Source organism: Bifidobacterium sp., from assembly GCF_022640935.1.
Lineage (GTDB): Bacteria > Actinomycetota > Actinomycetes > Actinomycetales > Bifidobacteriaceae > Bifidobacterium.
The window spans coordinates 24,212-45,330 of sequence record NZ_JALCCV010000011.1 but is presented as its reverse complement, the minus strand read 5'-3'; the positions used below and the strand labels follow the sequence as shown (position 1 = coordinate 45,330).

Genomic DNA, 21,119 nt, shown 5'->3' with positions numbered 1-21,119 from the left:
CTTTTCACACCCATTCCGGTTGAGTTGTCGCCTGATCGCCCGAAGACCCAGTGGTGGGCATCAATAGGCTGACGATGCGATCCATATCTTCGGGAGAGGAGAAGACAATCTCAATCCGACCGTGTTTGTGATTTCCCCTGATAGATACCTTAGTATCGAACCGATTTTCCAGATTGCGTTGGATTGGCGAATCAGACCATGGATTGTTTTTCGGTGCTTTCGGCTTTTCCGGCTGATCAACCGTCGCAGACCACATCGCGACGATTTCCTCGGTGCTGCGAACGGAAAGGCCCTCGGCTATAATCCTTGTCGCAAGCTTGTCCATTTCTGCCTGGCTGGGCAGCGACAGCAACGCACGGGCATGACCAGCGGAAAGCACTCCGGCAGCCACTTTCTTCTGCACAGAACCTGGGAGATTCAGCAGCCGCAAAGTATTGGCGATTTGCGGACGCGACTTGGAAATCGCACGGGACAGCTCAGCCTGAGTCAACCCGAATTCCTTGATCATCTGCTGGAACGCTGCAGCCTCTTCCAATGGATTGAGGTTCACACGGTGAAGATTTTCCAGCAACGCATCGCGAAGCATATCATCGTTGGCAGTGGTTTTAACGATAGCCGGAATTGTCTCAAGCCCGGCCAGTTGCGAAGCTCTCCAGCGACGTTCCCCCATAATCAGCTCATAGACGCCATCCATACGGTCTGCTGGGGAAATAACCACACCAAGTGTATTCGGCGTGCTCTTTTGAGTCGCTGCCGCTGACTCCGAGAATTCGGCTTTGGCTTCATGCACCAAGGGCGCCCATGAACCTACATCGTGCGCACCGTTTTTTGGCTGCTGATTCTGAGGCCTTTTCCGCACAACAATTGGCTGCAGTACGCCGACCTCTTGTATTGAGTCGGCAAGTTCCTTTAATTCGTCCTCGTCGAATACGGTTCGAGGCTGATGAAGATTGGGGCCAACATCAGAGACCTTGATTTCGGCAAGATACCCGCCTTGCACGGGAGCGAGTTCGGTTTCGGCTGGGATATTTTCGTTCGTTGTAGTGTTGCTTCCCTGTTCGCCTGCTTCCGCAGTCGCCTTCTCGTTTGGAAGAACCTGCCCCCGGCTTGCGTTCCTGGTTTGATTTTCCATATCTCGCCGCTGAGATACTGCGCCCTCGCTCGTGATGTCGCCGAAGAACATATCGCTCGGATGCGCTATTTCACTGAGCGTGGGAATACTCACACGCTTTTTCTTCGTTTTTCTCGATGTTTCACGTGAAACATTCGGCGTCGCTGTAGAAATAGTGCTTTCCTTTTTGTTGCTCCGCCCTTGTTTTCTTATTTCTGATGTTTCACGTGAAACATGACGATTCGCGGAAGAATCATGCCTGATGCCCGATTCTTTGCTCTCCTCCGGTTGATGGGTCGGATCTACCGGTGCAGCATTCAGCGAAACCCGTTGAGGATTTTCAGAACCGTTCGAAGCATTCGAACTGCGTGAACCATGTGAACCAGAATTCGCCTCTAATACAGCAGAAGGGCGTTGTGGGACATTTTCATTACTGTGATCCACATTCAGCGACAACGGCTCTCCGGGAAGGTCTGGAAATAAGGCTCCAAGTCCTTTACCTAACCGTGATTTCGTGGCCATGTCAGTTCTCTCCTTGTTTTAATTCAATCGCAGCCAAAACCGTAGGCGAACGCTGCGCAATCTCAAGAGCAGCTTCTACATATGCGACAGCCCCTATCCCCCGTGGGTCATAACTGATCACACTCTGCCCGAAACTGGGCGCTTCGGATATCTTTACTGTTCTGGGAATGGTTGTGTCCAATACAATATTGGGATAATGTTTTTTCACCTGCTCGTATACTTCTCGACTGAGCAACGTGCGTTTATCAAACATCGTGACTAGCATCGTCGACACCAAAAGCGAAGAATTATAATGCTTTTGCACAAGTCCGATTGTATGAATCAGCTGGCCTAACCCTTCGAGCGCATAATATTCTGCCTGAATGGGAATAAGCATTTCCGTAACGGCGCACATCGCATTGATGACTAATAAACCAAGACTTGGAGGACAATCAACAAAGACATAGTCATAGTGATCTTCAGATTGTGCCAAGAAAGAATCAAGGGCATGCTTGAGCAGATATGTTCTTTCGTCCAGATTGGCTACTTCAAGCTCGGCCCCGCTGAGATCAATCGATGAGGGCACGACATCGAGGGAGGGGAATTCCGCACACCGTTGACGCACATCCTCGATTCCCCGTCTTCCTTCAAGAACGTCATATACCGACACATCCCCTGAATTATGCTGGGCACCAAGTGCAGTAGAGGCATTCCCCTGTGGATCCATATCGATCAACAGTATACGAGCTCCCGCCTGCGCAAGCGCCGCAGCGATATTCACCGTTGTCGATGTTTTGCCGACTCCGCCTTTTTGGTTCGCGACTGCTATATATCTTGTCGAAGAAGGTCTAGGAAATTCAATTTTTTGAAGACGCTCGTAGTGTGTAGTCGTCTCAGCCATTTCAGCTCCGACAGAGCTTCGGGCATCACCAAAAATGCGTTGAATGGTTTCCGCAGCAGATTCCATAACGAATGCCCTTTCTCCGTTGCTTTCCAACACATGTCGGCCGTTGACGCTTCGATTCCCGAATGACAGTTGTTCCAGTTTCGTCACTTGGGTGGACAGAATACATCTTCGGCATTTTGTTCAAAAATGTGGATAACTGTGTATAACTAATGATAACTATGTGGATAACTTTTTCTTCATTGCAGTTAAACCCAAGTGCGAGAATGATTTCATCGTATGATGTTCTATACACACTTTCTGTGGATAACTAAAATCCTGTTGCTCTATTGTGGATAACTTCACGAGTGATACTTGCAGTGAAATCTCATGCGCGATGTTTCACGTGAAACATTCTCCAACGTCAATACAAAGTAACAAAGATTCACTCGCACATAAACATTGCAATTGAGCTTGGTCCTAGGACTCACATGCCAGATCTCATAAATCAAAGGCACACGCCACGAATGACTAGTGCTGCCCTGCATGCTTTTCAGTCATCAGATTCAGCTGACCCTGATAAGTACGCCCGTAAAATATGAATTCGACGTCAGTAACGGAAAGCAGAATCTGTGTCTGCTCAACTATTCCGGCTACCGCCTATCGACAATCACCACGTGCGTGGGCTCCATATCTGGACCGACCGGCGCCTCTACCACGCGAGGCCGCATCCCGCCTGATTTCGCTATCGCGGAGGCAGCTTTCTCGATCTCCGTCTGAGCCGACCTTCCTTTTAATGCGATGAGTTGCCCTTTTGCTGCCACAAGAGGCAGGGTCCATGCGCTGAGCCTCTTCATAGGAGCAACGGCACGGCACGTGACAACGGAAAAAGGATGGAACGAATGATCATCATGTATCCGGGCAATAGCCTCTTCGGCACGATTGCGCAGTATACGGGTATTTGTCAACTGCATAAGATCAATGCACTCCTGGAGCCACTCGCAGCGCCGTTCCATGGGCTCGATAAGTGTGAATTCATAATCGGGGAGACAAGCTGCAGCGACAAGACCCGGGAATCCACCCCCACTTCCCACATCGGCTACAGTCTTGAGCCTTTGATGTGCTGAAGCCTGACGAATGAATGGCACAATTGCTGCTGAATTCAGAATATGGCGCTCCCAGAGAATGTCGACATCACGGGGTCCTATAATTCCGCGTAATTCACCTTCCGTGGAAAGTTTCACGTGAAACAATTCACATGACGCAAATGCATCACCCAATACGCGCTTGGCGACTCCAGAGTCCTCAATTTCCGCATCTGTATGAACTGCGTACTCCGTCATATATGCACTCTTCCCTTTGCGTCTCAATCCGTTCTCGTCTTCGGCAACTTGTTCTATGCTACTGCATCGGGCTGCCGCAAAACTAATATTGAATAAGAATTGCCTTATGCTCCGTAGTGTCACTCGTATTGGTATTCCTGTATGCCGACAGAGCAGAAAACGGTTGGCAACATTTGACGCAGTAGCGATTTCTTTCAAGCTAAGCAGGACACAGACATGCAAACTCAACAATGCCCAGAAAATTCCACAGTTCTTGTCCGAAATACATCTTCATCCTATGCGGCCATACATCAGTGACAGGTCAGCGGTAGATCAGTGCCGACGGGCATTGCACAACGAATATGCCTGCACATAGACATTCGACATCAATAAGCAGTCTCCCCCTCACGAGAAATAACCAGCGGCAAATCACCAACAAAGTAAACAACATCATGGTCTGCTTCACCAAAACAAAATCTGCTCCGGGAACACAGCTGAGACGACATACGCCCCATTCATGAATTCTCAATTGAACACAACTATTGCTGGCGCAAATCAGCATGATGCGCCGACCTGACGAAAACCACCTGCATATATCAGTATGTTGTCAAATCAAAGTCCCAAATAGCGCGCATCTGTGTACTTCAACTGCCCGGCATTCCCAATAGTCAGCCGATGATTGTCTTACATACCCTGCGGCGTACAGCTTACATATGCAGCGTCCGCCGCACTGTAAAACTCCTCTCAGTTATACTCTCTCCTCAGATCTCGCATATCACAACCCCACAGGGTCTACCAGAGGCACAGGGCCTACCAGAGACCTCCACGCCCAAACCAACGCAAAAATTCGGCGAAGACGCCACCGGCCCCGACGGTACACGTCGGGGCCGGATCACATTGCGCAGTCCGCCCAGCTCATTCAGCAGCCTTATCATCGCCAGGATCAGTAGCATTATCCTCGGGACCGCCATCCACCTCGACATCGTCGACTACATCTTCCATATCGGCATCCGAGCCGATCTCGATTCCGGGATCGCCTTCACCACCATCGACATCGTCATTGGCAAGCACATCGTCAACGACGTCATCGCGACCTGTTGCAGGCTCAGCGACAGCTTCGTCGGCCGCCGCCCCGACCGCTGCATCCTCACCGTCACCATCACTAACTGCGTCCTGCGTTCCCGTCTTGACGAAAATACTGACGTAGCGGTGCGGCTCTTCACCGTGGGAACGCGATTTCAAGCCCTCATCGCGAACAAGGTCATGAACCACCTTACGTTCGAAAGAGTTCATAGGACTCAAGTCGACAGGTTCGCCCGTCTCCCTCGCCTCGTCGATCGCATCAAGCGCGAGATCACGCAAATGCTGGCGTTTGCGCTTGAGGTAGTCATCGACATCAAGAATGAGATGCGAACGGTCGCCTGTCTTTTGCTGCACGGCGAGTCGCGTCAACTGTTGTAACGCGTCGACGACCTCGCCATTTCGACCGATCAGATGCTTGATGTCCGTATCATCGTCAGCAACAATTTGAACAGTCGGGCGATTATTGCGCACACCCATTTCGATGTCGCCTTCATAATCCGCGATATCAAGCAAGCCTTCCAGATAATCGGCCGCAATATCAGCTTCTTCATTGAGCTGTTCTATCGTCTTAGGTTCTTCCTGAGCCATCATGAACTCCTTTACGTCATTCCTTGGTTTACAAAGTCTAACAGTCTTATTCATGTACACGGCCGAATCCCTGCATCTCAGCCGAATACCCAATACGCCTCATAGCAAGAATCCGCTTGCGGTGTTTCACGTGAAACACCGCAATCAAAACTACAACAGCTACGGCAAACATGACGGCGAACCAGGCAATCCACGTCATGCTGCCAGTCAGCACGCACTCGTGCCGCCTACTTCTTGTGGCCTTTGCGCTTTGGCTGCTGGCGCTGGAACCCTCGGTTTTCGCGCTGTTCGGCAGCCTCTTTGGCCTTCACCAGTTCTTCCTCTTCAAGGGAGATCTGCCCGGTACGCTTTCGACGGACATTCTCGTGCTCATGGTCGCGCACCTCCTTCTCCTCGGCCGCAGGGGAGCCTGGGGTCGGGAACGTGTAGACCTGCCACATCGAACGGACCATATTGGCGATGTTGTTGGTCAGCCAGTAGATCAGCACGGCGAAGGGCATGGTGACACCGGAGAAGATGTACATAATCGGAAAGACCCACGTCATGCCTTGCTGCATCTTGTACTGCGAACCCTCCATCTGGGCACGGGGCAGGTTCTTGCGCATGTTGTTGAACTGCATGAACCACATCGCCGCGCACATCAGGGCGACAAAAATGCCGATGACGATCTTGCCTGTGGAATCGGCCAGGCCGAACGTTGTGGTGATCTTGACGCCGAAGAAGCTCGTATTGGCGAAATGCGTCGCTGTCGCCCGATCGAAGGCACCGAGAGGCTGGCGCACGCCATTGGCGATATACGGAATAGCCGAAAGCGTGTAGAACATGCACATGAATACAGGGCCTTGGATGAGCATCGGCAAGCATGATCCGGCCGGATTCGCCCCATTGTCTTGATAGAGCTTGGTCATCTCGCGATTCATGGCCTCGCGACTCGCCGGATCCTTCTTGCCCTTGTACTTGTTGCGGATATGCTGCATCTTCGGCTGCATTTCCTGCATCTTGCGCATCGACTTCATTTGCCGCACGAAAATAGGCAGGATACAGGCGTGCACCACCAGCACCAGAAACACAATGGCCAGAATCCACGACACGCCTTCTCGCGGCATGCCGACCAGCACGAACAGCTTATGGAACAACACCATGATTTGCGTCATGAGCCATTCGATAGGGGTCAGTATCTTGTACAGCCAGCCAAAAAACCCGCTGTCCAAAAGGAACTTGTCTGAATTCATGGAATTAAACATGATGTGGCCGTCTCCTTTAATCGTTGGCCAGTGGCGTCAGGCGCGGCTCTTCATGAGCTTTGGACCACGAAAATCGATAGAACACAGAATATCGCTGCGGAACATCGTCGATTCCGCCGCGACTCCACGGACGGCAGCGCAGCAGACGCAGCACCGCGAGCAGCCCGCCGCGCAACGCCCCGTACCGTTCGACGGCCTGGACGGCATACGTGGAACAAGTCGGGTAATACCGACAGTGCGGCGGCGTGTTCGCAGAGATCCGCCGCTGGTACCACCGGATAGCACCTAGGCAGGCCTGCGCCAAATGACTAGTCATGACCCGTCCCCTGTGCCCGCAGCCGAAGTCTTTGCCCTGATATCGTCAAACGACTTTGCCACCTGTGCATCCAACGACCGGAACGACGCTGAAGCAGCGCCAGGCTTCGCGCGCATGACGATATCGCAACCAGGCGGCAGCGCGTCTTCATGCATCCGCGCCAAAACACGGAAACGACGCTTCACACCATTACGCACGACTGCATTGCCCACTGCCTTCGAGACAGCAAGCCCCAGCCGCCGGACCGACGCGACATTATCCGCTTGAAATGCGGTATCGCCGCGCATCAAGTAATGTACGACGATATCCTTCGCGGCGACCTTGCGGCGACGTTTCAGCACAGTGACGAAATCACGATGGCTCTGCAGTCGCTCCACGTCCACTACGCCGTTGGACCTCAGGCGGAAAGGGACTTGCGGCCCTTGTTGCGGCGACGGTTGATCAGCGCGCGGCCGGAACGAGTCCGCATGCGCACACGGAATCCGTGCTTCATGTGGCGACGACGGTTGTTCGGTTGGAATGTCCTCTTCATAGGTAAGCTCCCGGTTTTCAGCCATGCAAAAGTATGGCTCCTCATGAGTCAAGCTCTACTAACGTACTCTCACCCCTGACCTAGAGTCAAAACGGCAGTGAATCTTTCACATACGCTTGAGGTTTCTCAGGGATTGCGCGGCGCCGACGCCAGACCAGAATCGGCGCAATAGCGCCACGAAGAAGACCTCGTGCAAGCGGAACTTATCCACAAATAACATCGATGTTATTCACAATTGAGCGATTGCAACACGCAAGACTGTGGATAACTTCCACGATTTGGAGTAAACATGTCGTCTGTATTTACTTTTATGCGATGACCATGCATAAGGCGGCGCCCGCCATAACGCATGACAGGGAGTTTGCAGGGAAGAGGGGGTTGCTATGACGGACGATACCGATCCGGCCGCGCAGGCCGCACGCCTCTGGTCCGCCACGCTAGCCGTCCTCCAGCACAGCCCTTCGCTCACGCCACGCGCCAAAGGCTGGCTCGAAGGCGTAACTCCCGAGGCCGTGTACGGACCGACAATCGTGCTGTGCGTCGCCAACATCTCCACCCAGCAGGCGTTGCAGAATGAACTGAGCGAACCGTTGCTTGCGGCTTTGCACATGGCGTCCGGGCAGGATATGTTTCCGGCATTCAAAATCGTGCCAGTCGCCATGGCAGTGCACGAGGCTCCAATGCCTGCGAATCCGTACGAGCAACAGCCGCAGCCGCAATACCCGGAGCAGGCGCAGCAGCCCCACTCTGCGCCTTACATTGCCGATGACACCGCAACCAACACGGCTTCGCAACCACAGGCGTCCCAACTCGCTTTCGCATCCCACCCGCAGGATGCACCCCCCCAGCACATGCAGCCGATGCCCGAGCTGACCGAAGATCGCCCCTACCCGGTCGACCAGCACAAGGCCATCCTCGATCCGTTGACCCATCTGAACAAGAACGCCACCTTCGACACCTTCGTGCCTGGGGATTCCAACCGTTTCGCACGCACTGTCGCATTGGCCGTCGCCGAAGGATCGGGGCGAGACTTCAACCCATTGTGCATTTACGGCGGCTCGGGGTTGGGAAAGACGCATCTGCTCAATGCGATCGGGAATTATGCGCTGGTCAAGGACGATTCAGTCAAAGTCCGTTACGTCACCAGCGAGGAATTCACCAACGAATTCATCGAGGCGTTGCAAACCCCTAACCAGGCCCAAGGTCAGATTGCCGACTTCAATCGGCGCTACCGCGAGGTCGATGTGCTGCTCATCGACGATATCCAGTTCCTCGGCGGCAAGGAAGCGACCCTCGAGCAGTTTTTCCATACCTTCAACGCGCTGTACCAGGCGAACAAACGCATCGTCATCGCATCCGATGTGGCACCGAAGAATCTCAAGGGATTCGAGGCTCGACTCATCTCCCGATTCGAGTCAGGGCTTACCGTCGACGTGAAGCCACCGGATTTGGAGACCCGAATCGCCATCCTGCGCATGATGGCGTCGATGAGCCGTTCGAACATACCCAATGACGTGCTCGACCTCATCGCCGAGCGTTTCACCGAGAATATCCGCGAGCTCGAAGGCGCGCTCACCCGCGTCACTGCGGTCGCTTCGTTGAGCAATCAGCCAGTGTCGCGCGCGCTTGCCGAACAGACGCTGCAGGACTTCTTCACCTCCGATGTGGAAATCAAACCAACCGATATCATCGGCCAGGTGGCCAAATACTTCCACTTAACCTTCGATGATCTAGTCGGGCGTGCGCGCACGAAGAACGTAGCGCTGGCCCGGCAAGTCGCCATGTATCTGGCTCGGGAGATGACCAGCATGAGCCTGGTCGACATCGGCGAGGTCTTTGGAGGGCGCGATCATACCACCGTCATGCACGCCTACACCCGCATCTCCGGTGAAATGCAGGAGAAGCAGGAAATCTACAACTACGTGATGGAACTCACCGTCCGCCTCAAACAGCGTCCCAACGACTGAGGCGCGATTTTCAGACCTATTGTCGCAGCTCCGTTGTCATTGTCTGCCTGACGCCGATCCAATCATCGACGTTTCCTCAAGCCTGTCCGCACGAACGACGCACACAGAACGTTTTGGATATCATGCTGCACAGGCCCACACGACACACCGGAAAACACCTTTCTGCAAATAAAGTTATCCACATGGTTATACACAAATGTGCGTAAAAGCTGCGACTAAGTCGTGGATAGAGGGGTTCATGATGGTGGAAAACCCGTGGATGGCGAACCCGAAAATGTGGACAACCCAAACGCATCGTCACGGCTGTGGATAAATCGACAAGTTATCCACACACAATGCAGTAATTATCCACATTGGATATAAGCCATTCCCATCAACTCGCAGTGAGCTTGAGCGCACTTATCCACACTATCCACCGGCCTTATTATGACGACTACTTGATATCTCTTACGTTCATCGTCGTGATGATAACGCCTGCCAACAAAACAACACAACGCCACAGCGCAAGAACCGCTAGAATAACGACAGAACCTGTTAAGAATCCGCACTTGCGAACCGAGGAACACACATGAAGGTAGAAATAGATTCCGCAGCCCTTGCGGACGCCGTAGCCTGGACGACGCGCGTCATTGACGCCCGCCCAGCCCAGCCCATTCTCTCAGGCGTCCGGCTTGAAGCCATTGACGGAACCTTGCAACTTTCGGCGTTCAACTACGAAATCTCCGCCCGTCACCATATCGAGGCCAGCATTGAAGAGCCTGGCAGCATTCTGGTCGTCGGAAAACTGCTTGCCGATATCACGAAATCGCTGCCTGCAGAAAAAACGCAACTGGAAACTTCGAATTCCTCGCTGACCATCACTTCGGGCAAATCCACATTCACGCTGCAACTCATGCCATTGAGCGAATACCCTGATTTGCCAGCTGTTCCATCGACGCTCGGTCAGGTCGATGCACCGACTTTCATGCAGGCAGTGACGCAGGCCAGCGTGGCCGTCTCCCGTGAGGAGAACCGCCCGGTGCTGACCGGTGTGCGTGTCCAATTCGAAGGCAACAAGGTCATCATGACATCGACCGACCGTTTCCGCTTGTCGCGCTCCACCTTCTCATGGACGCCGCAGAACGCCGATACGCAGACGGTCACGCTGGTACGGGGCTCGCTGCTGCGCGATGTCGCACGCGCTTTAGACGAGCATCAGAACGTCGTCATCGACTTTGATGTGGATAATCCGTCACTGCTCGGCTTCGAAAACGCCGGACGCGTCTCGACCTCCCAGCTGATCGATGGTGAATTCCCAGCTATCGACCGCTTGTTCGCCGATGAATACCCCACGCAGGCGGTCATCGACAAGCAGGCTTTGATCGGCGCGATCAAGCGCGTTTCGCTGGTGGCCGAGCGCAACGCCCCGATCCGCATGGAGTTCAACGGCCAGGAACTGCTGCTGAGCGCCGGATCGGCCGACGAATCGCAGGCACGGGAGATCCTCGACGTCGATCTGGATGGAGAGGATATCACCGTCGCTTTCAATCCGTCCTACCTAATCGAGGGATTGAGCGCGATCACCGAGCCCTACGTGCGTATGAAAATGACGACGGCCGTCAAACCGGTCGAATTCAACGGTCAGCAGGAGGCGGATTCTGACGAATCGATGGATTATCGCTACCTTTTGGTGCCGATGCGCTACAACAACTAAAGAACTCATTGCTAAGCCAGCTGGTCGTTGCAGTGAGATGCAACGCCGAACCGTTAAGCGAACAGCGTTGTGCTGCTCGTAGGTGAGGGTGAGGCCCCATCAAGAAGCCGAACTTACCGAGTAAGAATCCGTCTGGATAATCTTTTTACCCTTTTTTCTAGGATTTAAAAAGTAGTCGGAACAAAACCGCTTGTCGATGACGTTCCTCAATCCAATCGCTTTGCCTAGTCAAGAAAGAACGCCGTGTACATCAGCCGCCTTGCGTTGGACCATTTCCGATCGTGGGAGCATTGCGTCATCGATTTCACGCCAAACGTCAACATCCTGCACGGCGCAAACGGGTTGGGCAAGACAAATATCGTTGAGGCGATCGAAGTGATGTCGACCGGCTCGAGCCATCGGGCGTCAAGTTCGCTGCCGCTGGTCGAGCGCGGAGCCGCGTCGGCGACGATCAGAGCCAATGTCGATGAAATGAATACCGGCGGGATGGTTGCAGTTAAGGCAGGTGATGCGGCGGACGCTGAGGCGAATGGTGGCGGCAGCAGCGACAATGCCGGCACCACCAGCACGGCCGATGATTATAGCCGGGGCGATACCGCCGCTATCATGACCGATTTCCCGGTGGCGAGCGGTGCAGGGCATTCGCGTGCGATGCACGCCACGACGTATGAGGCGACCATCGCCGCGCGTGGGGCGAATCGAGCCAGAATCAACGGTGGCGCGGCATTGTATTTGCGCGATATCGTCGGTCGGATTCCGAGCGTTTGTTTCACTCCGGAGGATCAGCGGCTGGTCACCGCAGATCCGGCAATGCGACGCCGCTTCCTGGATCAGGCCGGCGCGTTGCTTGTGCCGGGCTATATGAATCGGTTGCAAACCTGCACGCGGATAGCTAAACAGCGGTCCGCACTGCTCAAGCAGCTCGAACGGTCCGAGGGAGATGCGAATGCGGCCTTAAGCGGCTTGGAGATCTGGACCGGACAGTTCATTGAGGCGGGCATCGCCCTGACCATAGATCGCCAGCGTATCGTCGAAACGTTGCGCGAGCCGTTCGCCGTGATCTACGACGCGCTTGCCGGTGCGAACCGCGATCGGCGGGAGCCGTCATGGCTGATGGCGACGGATCCGATGCCTCAAGCAGCCCAAGCAGCGGAATCGGGCCAAACCTCGCACGCCGCACGGCTCGCCTATGAGCCGTCATTCGCCGAAGTGTTCGGCAGCGGCGATTTCGACTGCAGCGGTGATCGCGGTGGCCATGGCTTTGATCCAGGCGAGGGAAACGGCAGCGATGCTGCCAAAGCAGCAATCAGCAGGCACTTCCAGCGCATCTATCCGGGCGAGGTAGCACGTGGGCTCAATCTCATCGGCCCGCATCGCGATGATATGAGCCTCGAACTTGAAGGCATGCCCGCGCGCGAGTTCGCGTCGAACGGCGAGATGTGGACAATGGCGCTGGCACTCAAAATGGCATTGTTCGAAGTGGTGCAGCGCGCAAGCGACGTGACGCCCATCGTCATTCTCGACGATGTCTTCGCCCAGCTCGACGAAACGAGACGCCGGCAGATCCTCGCTTTCGCCGCCGCGCAGCAGCAGGTGTTCATTACCGTCGCCGCGCGTAGCGATATCCCCGATTTCAGTGGTTTGGGTGACGCGGGTATGGGCAATAACGATGGCGTCGGCATCACACCGAACATCATCGATGTGGCACAGCTCAAAACATCTTCGCATGACGGCAATGATCAGCTCATGGCGCAGCTGCGGACCATGCGAGGCGGGAGCCGGGCATGACGCCGCCGATCGCCACGACTTTGCATCTTGATCAACGCAAGCTGCCGGCTGAGATCTTCAACCGCTTCGCCGCCAGGGCCGGAGTATATCGTGACAGGCGGCAACGCGAAGAAGAGGCATGGGACAATTTCGGCAAGCCTGGACGCGATCCGGACAAGCTTGGTGGGGTTTTGCGTGTGCTGGCCGATCGCGGCGGCTGGTTGCCGAACCTCAAGATCGCGCAGCTGCGCAACCACTGGGATCAAGTGGTGGGTCAGGGGATCGCGCAGCATTCCCAGGTCGTCGGATTCGACGAGGGCATACTGACCATCCGCACGGAATCAACGGTGTGGGCCACGCAGCTGACGTATCTCATGCCGCAGTTGAGCGCGACCATTCGCAAACGTCTGCAAGGCTTGGATATTCGCGAAATCCGTGTCACCGGGCCGCATGCGGGACCATTCGGCCGGGGTCGGATGCGGGCGGGAAGGAATTAATCACACTAACCCATTCGTAAGCCATAAAGTCCCTATTCGCTAGTAGAATATCGCGCAGTATATGTAAACGCCTAGAAGGCCCCGTTATTTGCGTTCTAGAGCGTATCGCCCGCACCTGAACCCCTTGTGCGAACGGAAGTGCAGGAAGGAACCGTTGTGGCAGACAATACCACCGTTCAAGGTGATATCGACGATAATGACATCGAGCATAACGACAATGAGCAAGGAAACAGCGTGCGTGGCGAATACATGGCGTCGGCTGCAGCTGGCACAGGCGATGCTGCGGAGACGCCCGATGATTCCGAAGAGCTTGACGACCATCAGCTTGATGATTCGCTCGCTCCGTCGCACTACGATGCCAGCGACCTGCGAGTACTCGAAGGGTTGGAGGCCGTGCGCATCCGGCCAGGCATGTATATCGGCTCGACTGGCCCGCGTGGGCTGCATCATCTGGTCTATGAGATTGTCGACAACTCCGTTGACGAGGCGTTGGCCGGCTATGCCTCGCATATCGAAGTGACGATCCTGCCGGATAACGGCGTGCGCGTCACCGATGACGGCCGCGGCATCCCGGTCGACGAGGTGCCAGGCGAAGGTGTCTCCGGCGTGGAGACCGTGCTGACCAAGCTGCATGCCGGCGGTAAATTCGGCGGCGGCGGGTACGCGGTCTCTGGCGGCCTGCACGGCGTGGGCATTTCCGTGGTCAACGCGCTGTCCACTCGCATTAACGTCGAGGTGCGCCAGCAGGGCTTCCATTGGCGGCAGAATTTCAAGGATCAACGTGCTGTCGCGCCGCTGGCCAAGGGCGAGCCGATGACTGAAGGCGAAGGCACAGGCACAACAGTTACGTTCTGGGCCGATCCGGCGATTTTCGAAACCACGGTCTACGACTTTGAGACATTGCGGTCGCGTTTCCAACAGATGGCCTTCCTCAACAAAGGCCTCAGGATCACGTTGACCGATCTGCGCCATGCCGAGACGGACGAAGTCGCCGGCGACGGCGACAACGCGCTTGAAGAGCTGCAGCAGACCGTCAGCTACCAGTACGAGAACGGCATCAGGGATTATGTCGACTATCTGGTCAAGTCACGCAAGGCCACCCCAATCGAAGAAGACGTGATCGATTTGGAGGCCGAGGACCTGAAGCTCGGCATATCCGCCGAAATCGCCCTGCAATGGACCACGGCGTATTCCGAGGCGGTGCACACTTTTGCCAATACCATCTCCACTACCGAAGGTGGCACGCACGAGGAAGGTTTCCGGGCGGCGCTTACTTCGCTGGTCAACCGCTATGCGCGCGATAAGGGCATTCTCAAGGAAAAAGACGAGAACCTCTCCGGCGACGATGTGCGCGAAGGCCTGACCGCCGTCGTGTCCGTCAAGCTCACGAACCCGCAGTTTGAGGGCCAGACCAAGACCAAGCTGGGCAATTCCGAGGCGAAAACCTTCGTACAGCGCGTGATGACCGAACGACTCGGCGATTGGTTCGACGCCCACCCAGGCGAAGCCAAGAACATCATCCAGAAGTCGATGGAAGCTTCCCGCGCCCGTCTCGCCGCCAAGAAAGCGCGTGAAAACACCCGGCGCAAATCCATTTTCGAGACTGCTGGCATGCCAGACAAACTCAAAGACTGCCAGTCGAGCAACCCCGAGGAATGCGAACTGTTCATCGTCGAGGGAGATTCCGCAGGCGGTTCCGCGATTCAAGGCCGCAATCCGATCACGCAGGCTATCCTGCCGTTGCGCGGCAAGATTCTGAACACCGAGCGCGCGTCCTTCGATCGCATGTTGAAATCGGAAACCATCGAATCGCTCATCACCGCAGTCGGCGGCGGGTACGGCGAGGAGTTCGACCTGAACAAAGTGCGCTACCACAAGGTCATCATCATGGCCGACGCCGATGTGGATGGCGCACATATCGCCACGTTGAACCTGACGTTATTCTTCCGCTATATGCGCCCGATGATCACGGCCGGCTATGTGTATGTCGCCATGCCGCCGCTGTACCGGCTCAAGTGGACCAAGGGCGCGCATGATTTCGTATACACCGACGCTGAGCGCGACCGCGTGCTTAACGAGGGTAAGGCCGCCGGACGCCAGCTGCCCAAGGGCGAAGGCATCCAGCGTTACAAGGGCTTGGGCGAGATGAGCTATCAAGAGCTGTGGGAGACGACGATGGACCCCGAGCACCGGGTTCTGAAGCAGATCCACATCGAAGACGCAGCGCAAGCCGATGAAACCTTCTCGATGCTGATGGGCGACGAGGTCGAGCCAAGAAGGCTGTTCATACAGAGGAACGCGCATGACGCGAGGTTCATCGATGCGTAGCGTCGGCGAACCTCGCGTAGACAGCGGCTGCAGTCGGACGTGCTGTGCATGTCCGCCCTGCCGCCCTGAGCGGCTCGTATGGGCTCTCAGCTGAGGGATTAGAATTCGCAATCACATCACAACGCCGGCAGCAATCACATAATTCAGCAGGCAGTAGGCAATACGACAAAGGGAAGCATCGTGGCGGACGAAACTGATAACACGGATGGCATAAACGGGCAGGCGAGTCCCGACGGCTCGATGGAGCCGCTCAGCCCGCAGGAGAATGACAACACCGACTATGGTCTGCTGCAGGGCGAACGCATCAAGCATATGGATCTGCAGCAGGAAATGCGCGAATCTTACTTGGCATATGCGCTTTCCGTCATTGTCGAACGCGCGTTGCCTGACGTGCGCGACGGCATGAAGCCGGTGCACCGGCGCGTGATCTACGCGATGTACGACGGCGGTTACCGTCCTGATCGCGGCTATAACAAATGCTCGCGCGTCGTAGGCGACGTCATGGGCAAGTACCATCCGCACGGCGATTCGGCGATCTACGACACACTCGTGCGCATGGCCCAGTCGTGGTCGATGCGCTACATGCTGGTCGACGGGCAGGGCAATTTCGGTTCCCCGGGCGACGACCCGGCCGCCGCTATGCGTTACACCGAATGCCGCATGGCTCCGCTTGCGATGGAGATGGTACGCGACATCGACAAGGACACCGTCGATTTTGTGCCGAATTACGACGGCAAAACGCAGGAGCCGACCGTGCTGCCGGCACGTTTCCCGAATCTGCTGGTCAACGGCTCATCTGGCATCGCTGTGGGTATGGCCACGAACATTCCGCCGCATAACATGCATGAGGTCGCCGATGGCGTGCACTGGGCGCTCGACCACTCCGATGCGAGCCGGGAGGAGCTGCTTGAGGCTCTGATACAGCGCATCAAGGGCCCCGATTTTCCTACGGGAGCCACGATTCTTGGCCATAAGGGCATTGAGCAGGCCTACCGAACGGGTCGCGGGCTCATCACCATGCGCGCCGTCGTCAACACCGAAGAGATCAAGGGCCGCATGTGCTTGGTCGTCACGGAACTGCCGTACCAGGTCAACCCTGATCGGCTCGTTGTCTCGATTCGCGAAGCCGTGCGCGACGGCAAGATCCAAGGCATCGCCGACATGCGCGACGAAACTTCCGGCCGCACTGGCCAGCGGCTGGTGCTTGTGCTCAAGCGCGACGCCGTGCCGAAGGTCGTGCTCAACAACCTGTACAAGCATTCCCAGCTGCAGCAGACCTTCGGCGCGAACATGCTCGCGTTGGTCGACGGCGTGCCGCGCACGCTGAGCCTCGACGCCTTCATCCGCCATTGGGTCAGCCATCAGATGGATGTCATCGAACGTCGGACACGCTACTTGAAGCGCGAGGCCGAAGAACGCGACCATATTCTGCAGGGCTACCTGAAGGCCCTCGACATGATCGAAGAGGTCATCGCCCTGATCCGCGCTTCGGCTGATGTGGAGACTGCGCGCACCGGGCTGATGGAGCTGCTCGATGTCGATCAGGTCCAGGCCGATGCCATTCTGGCCATGCAGCTGCGCCGTCTGGCAGCGCTGGAACGCCAGAAGATCCTCGACGAGCATGAGGATCTCATGCGCAAGATCGCCGATTACGACGATATTCTCGCGCATCCGGAACGCCAGCGCCAGATCGTCGGCGACGAATTGGACGGCATCGTAGAGCGTTACGGCGACGAGCGACGCACGAAGATCCTGCCGTACTCCGGCGAGATGAACGTCGAAGATCTTATCGCCGAGGAGAACGTGGTCGTCACGGTTACGCATTCCGGCTTCGTCAAGCGCACAAAGGCCGACGAATACCGTGCACAGCATCGCGGCGGCAAAGGCATCAAGGGAGCCAAGCTGCGTGAGGATGATGTGGTCGACCACTTCTTCCTCACTTCGACGCACAACTGGCTGCTGTTCTTCACCAACCGTGGGCGCGTCTACCGCATCAAAGCCTACGAACTGCCTGAAGGCTCGCGTGACTCGAAAGGCCAGCATGTGGCGAATCTGCTGCAGCTTGGTCCCGACGAGAGCATCCAGACCGTGCTCTCCGTCCCGAACTACGAAGTGGCAAAATATCTCGTGCTCGCCACCCGTTCGGGCAAGGTCAAGAAGACCGCGCTGTCCGAATACGATTCCCCGCGTCAGGGCGGTCTGATCGCCGTGCGGCTGATGGCTGACGAGGCGACTGGAGAGCCCACGGACGAACTGGTCGGGGCCGCGCTATGCAACGCCGATGACGATATCATCTTGGTTTCGCGGCTTGGTATGAGCCTCAAATTCCAAGCTGACGACCAGCAGCTGCGCCCGATGGGCCGGCAGACCGCCGGCGTGCAGGGCATGCGCCTGCGCGAAGGCGACGAGCTTCTCGCCATGGATGTGGTGTCGGACGCCAGCGAGCAGGATCTGCTCGTGGTCACCAACGAGGGCTTCGCCAAGCGCACCGCGATCGGAGAATACCGCCTGCAAGGCCGCAATGGCTACGGTGTCAAGGCTGTGCATTTGGCCGAAGGGCGCGGTGCGCTCGTCGGCGCGCTGATTGTCTCGGACACTGATCAGGTCATGGCTATCATGAAATCCGGCAAGGTCATCCGCTCGGCCGTTTCCGAGGTGAATCGCACCGGTCGCAACACCCAAGGGGTGACGCTCGCGAAGCCCGACAGGGGCGACGAGATCCTGTCCATCGCACGCAACGAGGAACAGAATGAGGACGAGGGTGACGGCGTCGAATCTGAGGGCGCACAAACCGTGTCTGCCATTGCCCAGAGTGTGCTGTCCGCTACTGAAATCGGGGGCAGCGCCGGACGCGCAGCAGCAGCCGGTGGCAGCGGTTCAGATGCCGCGCCCGAGACACCGGAATTCCCGGCGGCGCCGGACGGACGGGATGCAGCAGGTTCGCAGGACCTGCAGTAACTGGGATTGGCATCAATGCGGCGGCGAGAAACTGTGCAGACTGTGCAGGATGGCGCTAATCGTCCCAGAACGCTGGTAGCCTCGGCCTAGGATTTGAAGCATGGCCCATATGGCTGGGACAGGACATCAGTGACCCATCAGTGACAAGGAGCAGCGATGAGCGAGAATCTTGAAGGCAACGAGCCGGACGCCATCAGATCGAATGGTTTCGCACCCGGTGCTGAGGCCGCTGACGGGGAAAGTGTGCGTGAGATGCGTATTCAAAACGCGATCCCGCGTGAGCACGCCCCGAGAATGGCTCGGTCCATATCGAATCAACCGGCCAATGCGTTCGGCGCTTCGCCGACTGCGGCAGAGCCACGGTCAGCTGGTTCGAATCAGCGCCGTCCGCCGCGCGCCCGGCGCATGAGCCTCTCCTTCGTTCACTTCGACGCCTGGTCGGTCGCTAAGGTCACCTTCCTGCTCGGCGTAGCCGGGGCTATCATACAGATCGTGGCCGCGGCGCTGATTTGGTTCCTGCTCAACATCGTCGGTGTTTTCGACCAGGTGACGCAGATCGTTTCGTCGACCGGTTTGGATACGGGCGACTTCAACCTTGCCGACGTGTTCTCGCTGAGCACGGTGCTGAGCGTCGTCACGATATTCTCGATCATCGAAGTCGTGTTGTTCACGCTGCTCGCCACCATCCTCGCCTGGCTTTACAACGTAGCCAGCGCGTTGGTCGGCGGCGTCCACGTCACGCTTGGTGATGACTGAATCCTTCCGCGTGAGTCGTCGCGGCGAATGGAATCGGCCTGACCCATCAGTCGTATGCCCGCTCATAATCTGCACGACGTTGGACAACCTTCTCATAAATTAGGCAAAGAGGATGTTGCAGAGGCTTGAAAATAACGAATCCGCGCGGAAATACGCGGCGAGCAAGGATGCGCTGACCGGCGCGCGGGGATTTGCCGGCTCACCATCGTAATCTCATTCAAGGCAAAAGAATAAAGACATGCTCGGCTATCTGGGATATTTCAGCACCTCGTTCATTATCGCGGTAATTGCGTGGCCCTTTGTTTCGGCGGCGCTGACGCTGCCCATTCTCGCCGGCATGTATCACCGCCATCACCGGCTGCGTTTCAGTGCGGTGCTGGCGGCCTACCTCGTCGTGCTGTATATCCTGGGGCTTGCGGCATTCACGTTGTATCCGATGCCGGATGACCCGCAGGCCTATTGTGCGGTTCATCATGTCGTCCCGCAGCTCAATCCGTTGCGTTTCATCGCCGATATTCGCAACGATGGCCTGTATGGCCTGCTGCAGCTCGTGATGAATGTCGTGTTGTTCATCCCACTCGGCTTTGCGATGACCCGCTGGCTGCGTTGGAAGGGCTGGGCGGTGATTCCAGCCGGATTCCTGATATCGCTGGCTGTCGAATGCTCGCAGCTGACCGGATTCTGGCATCTGTACCCGTGCGCCTACAGGCAGTTCGACGTGAACGATCTTATGACGAACACGCTCGGCGCGTTTCTCGGCTGGGCGGCAGCGCTGCTGTTCAGCCGGATGTTGCCGCTCGAACAGATCGACAGGGATGCGGTCAACGCCTCGCCGAAACTGCTGCACCGCGCAGTGACGTTGGCCATCGATATGGCGCTCGCCACCGTGGCGTATTCCTCGTTCGGAGCCGGCTTGGTCGTTCTGCTGCATTATGTCGCTACGCCGCAGCCCAACGGCGATTACCGATTGTGGGGGCTGACTTTCGGCGTCGAGGTGTTCACCGTCATCATCAGGGTCGTCGCAGGTCTCGTATTCTTCGTCTTCGAGCTGTGGATCCCGGTCACGCACCGCGGCCAGACCTTGGGCGGCATGTTCACCCACATGACCGTGGAGACTCGTCGCCGCCACGGTCATGCCAGAACCGCGTTCTACGCTCTGCGCATCGTCGTGCTCTATGCTCTGCTGCAACCGGGCTTCAACAATCAGGGCAACGAGACCGCGCTCAACACTGCCGCCAATCGCGTTTCCTTCGCGGTGGCTGTGGTCCTTATCGTATTCTGGCTCATCAAACGCCAAATGCCCTACGATCTGATTCCCGGCGAGCCGAAGCAAGGCAAATGGAGCGAAAATCCTGAGGTGGCTGCATGATCATTCGGTAAGAGTCAATTTGGCAACGGCCATTTCGTCATTGCCGGGCTGCCGGTTCGATGGCCTGCTATGCGTGGCGGCGCGCGAGTTCGGTGATAAGCCGTATGAGGCGCAACTGAGTTGGTTTCCTCGATAATGGCGCACAGAAGCTCAGTTCACTGAAACGGTTGTGATACGGTGTCGCCATTGGCCAGTGGTACGGGG

15 protein-coding genes and 1 pseudogene are annotated in these 21,119 nt (G+C 56.5%); 8 read left to right on the top strand and 8 right to left on the bottom strand.

Translation table 11 applies throughout. The annotated features are described in order from the left end of the window. Positions 1–4 precede the first annotated feature (4 nt). From LKG04_RS04335 to rpmH, 8 genes and pseudogenes are all read right to left on the bottom strand, one after another. Entirely contained in the window at positions 5–1,633 is a 1,629-nt protein-coding gene (locus tag LKG04_RS04335; protein ID WP_291761255.1) for a ParB/RepB/Spo0J family partition protein, read from the bottom strand. Position 1,634: 1 nt separating this feature from the next. Further along, complete coding sequence (locus tag LKG04_RS04330; RefSeq protein WP_291761253.1) at positions 1,635–2,579, bottom strand: ParA family protein; 945 nt, start codon at positions 2,577–2,579, stop codon at positions 1,635–1,637. 569 nt (positions 2,580–3,148) lie between these two features. Next, positions 3,149–3,838 (bottom strand): 16S rRNA (guanine(527)-N(7))-methyltransferase RsmG, encoded by a 690-nt coding sequence (gene rsmG, locus LKG04_RS04325; RefSeq protein WP_291761251.1) that lies wholly within the window; start codon positions 3,836–3,838, stop codon positions 3,149–3,151. Between the two features lie 1,122 nt (positions 3,839–4,960). Next, positions 4,961–5,488: pseudogene (locus LKG04_RS04320) on the bottom strand (protein jag); the annotation flags it as partial. Positions 5,489–5,715: 227 nt separating this feature from the next. Then, on the bottom strand, positions 5,716–6,720 hold the full coding sequence (gene yidC / locus LKG04_RS04315) for a membrane protein insertase YidC (protein ID WP_291761249.1): 1,005 nt from the start codon (positions 6,718–6,720) through the stop codon (positions 5,716–5,718). A gap of 28 nt (positions 6,721–6,748) precedes the next feature. After that, positions 6,749–7,048: a membrane protein insertion efficiency factor YidD gene (gene yidD / locus LKG04_RS04310; RefSeq protein ID WP_291761247.1), complete on the bottom strand. Its 300-nt coding sequence runs from the start codon at positions 7,046–7,048 to the stop codon at positions 6,749–6,751. After that, complete coding sequence (gene rnpA, locus LKG04_RS04305) at positions 7,045–7,425, bottom strand: ribonuclease P protein component (RefSeq protein WP_291761245.1); 381 nt, start codon at positions 7,423–7,425, stop codon at positions 7,045–7,047. Before rnpA ends, yidD begins: the two co-directional genes overlap by 4 nt. Positions 7,426–7,445: 20 nt before the next feature. Beyond that, positions 7,446–7,580, bottom strand: a complete 135-nt coding sequence (gene rpmH, locus LKG04_RS04300) for a 50S ribosomal protein L34 (RefSeq protein WP_273203573.1) — start codon at positions 7,578–7,580, stop codon at positions 7,446–7,448. Between the two features lie 512 nt (positions 7,581–8,092). Here rpmH and dnaA point away from each other — a divergent pair. The 8 genes from dnaA (at position 8,093) to LKG04_RS04260 (ending at position 20,915) form a co-directional block, all read left to right on the top strand. After that, a complete protein-coding gene (dnaA, locus tag LKG04_RS04295) occupies positions 8,093–9,547 on the top strand; it encodes a chromosomal replication initiator protein DnaA (protein ID WP_434734851.1) in 1,455 nt (484 codons plus the stop codon). Positions 9,548–10,115: 568 nt separating this feature from the next. Beyond that, positions 10,116–11,240, top strand: a complete 1,125-nt coding sequence (gene dnaN / locus LKG04_RS04290) for a DNA polymerase III subunit beta (protein ID WP_291761238.1) — start codon at positions 10,116–10,118, stop codon at positions 11,238–11,240. 243 nt (positions 11,241–11,483) lie between these two features. Then, positions 11,484–13,028 (top strand): DNA replication/repair protein RecF, encoded by a 1,545-nt coding sequence (locus LKG04_RS04285; protein WP_291761236.1) that lies wholly within the window; start codon positions 11,484–11,486, stop codon positions 13,026–13,028. Next, positions 13,025–13,504, top strand: a complete 480-nt coding sequence (locus tag LKG04_RS04280; protein WP_291761234.1) for a DUF721 domain-containing protein — start codon at positions 13,025–13,027, stop codon at positions 13,502–13,504. Before LKG04_RS04285 ends, LKG04_RS04280 begins: the two co-directional genes overlap by 4 nt. Positions 13,505–13,753: 249 nt before the next feature. Continuing rightward, a complete protein-coding gene (gene gyrB / locus LKG04_RS04275) occupies positions 13,754–15,832 on the top strand; it encodes a DNA topoisomerase (ATP-hydrolyzing) subunit B (protein WP_291761304.1) in 2,079 nt (692 codons plus the stop codon). A gap of 240 nt (positions 15,833–16,072) precedes the next feature. Further along, positions 16,073–18,790, top strand: a complete 2,718-nt coding sequence (gyrA, locus tag LKG04_RS04270; RefSeq protein WP_291761302.1) for a DNA gyrase subunit A — start codon at positions 16,073–16,075, stop codon at positions 18,788–18,790. Positions 18,791–18,946: 156 nt separating this feature from the next. After that, complete coding sequence (locus LKG04_RS04265; protein ID WP_434734848.1) at positions 18,947–19,546, top strand: DUF3566 domain-containing protein; 600 nt, start codon at positions 18,947–18,949, stop codon at positions 19,544–19,546. Between the two features lie 238 nt (positions 19,547–19,784). Next, a complete protein-coding gene (locus LKG04_RS04260; protein ID WP_291761232.1) occupies positions 19,785–20,915 on the top strand; it encodes a VanZ family protein in 1,131 nt (376 codons plus the stop codon). Positions 20,916–21,119 lie beyond the last annotated feature (204 nt).

Bases quoted from the DNA above. Each gene is read 5' to 3' on its own strand.
- LKG04_RS04335 (WP_291761255.1), bottom strand. From the start codon at position 1,633: ATGGCCACGAAATCACGGTTAGGTAAAGGACTTGGAGCCTTATTTCCA.
- LKG04_RS04330 (WP_291761253.1), bottom strand. From the start codon at position 2,579: ATGGAATCTGCTGCGGAAACCATTCAACGCATTTTTGGTGATGCCCGA.
- rsmG (WP_291761251.1), bottom strand. From the start codon at position 3,838: ATGACGGAGTACGCAGTTCATACAGATGCGGAAATTGAGGACTCTGGA.
- yidC (WP_291761249.1), bottom strand. From the start codon at position 6,720: ATGAATTCAGACAAGTTCCTTTTGGACAGCGGGTTTTTTGGCTGGCTG.
- yidD (WP_291761247.1), bottom strand. From the start codon at position 7,048: ATGACTAGTCATTTGGCGCAGGCCTGCCTAGGTGCTATCCGGTGGTAC.
- rpmH (WP_273203573.1), bottom strand. From the start codon at position 7,580: ATGAAGAGGACATTCCAACCGAACAACCGTCGTCGCCACATGAAGCAC.
- dnaN (WP_291761238.1), top strand. From the start codon at position 10,116: ATGAAGGTAGAAATAGATTCCGCAGCCCTTGCGGACGCCGTAGCCTGG.
- LKG04_RS04280 (WP_291761234.1), top strand. From the start codon at position 13,025: ATGACGCCGCCGATCGCCACGACTTTGCATCTTGATCAACGCAAGCTG.
- gyrB (WP_291761304.1), top strand. From the start codon at position 13,754: ATGGCGTCGGCTGCAGCTGGCACAGGCGATGCTGCGGAGACGCCCGAT.
- gyrA (WP_291761302.1), top strand. From the start codon at position 16,073: ATGGAGCCGCTCAGCCCGCAGGAGAATGACAACACCGACTATGGTCTG.
- LKG04_RS04265 (WP_434734848.1), top strand. From the start codon at position 18,947: ATGAGCGAGAATCTTGAAGGCAACGAGCCGGACGCCATCAGATCGAAT.
- LKG04_RS04260 (WP_291761232.1), top strand. From the start codon at position 19,785: ATGCTCGGCTATCTGGGATATTTCAGCACCTCGTTCATTATCGCGGTA.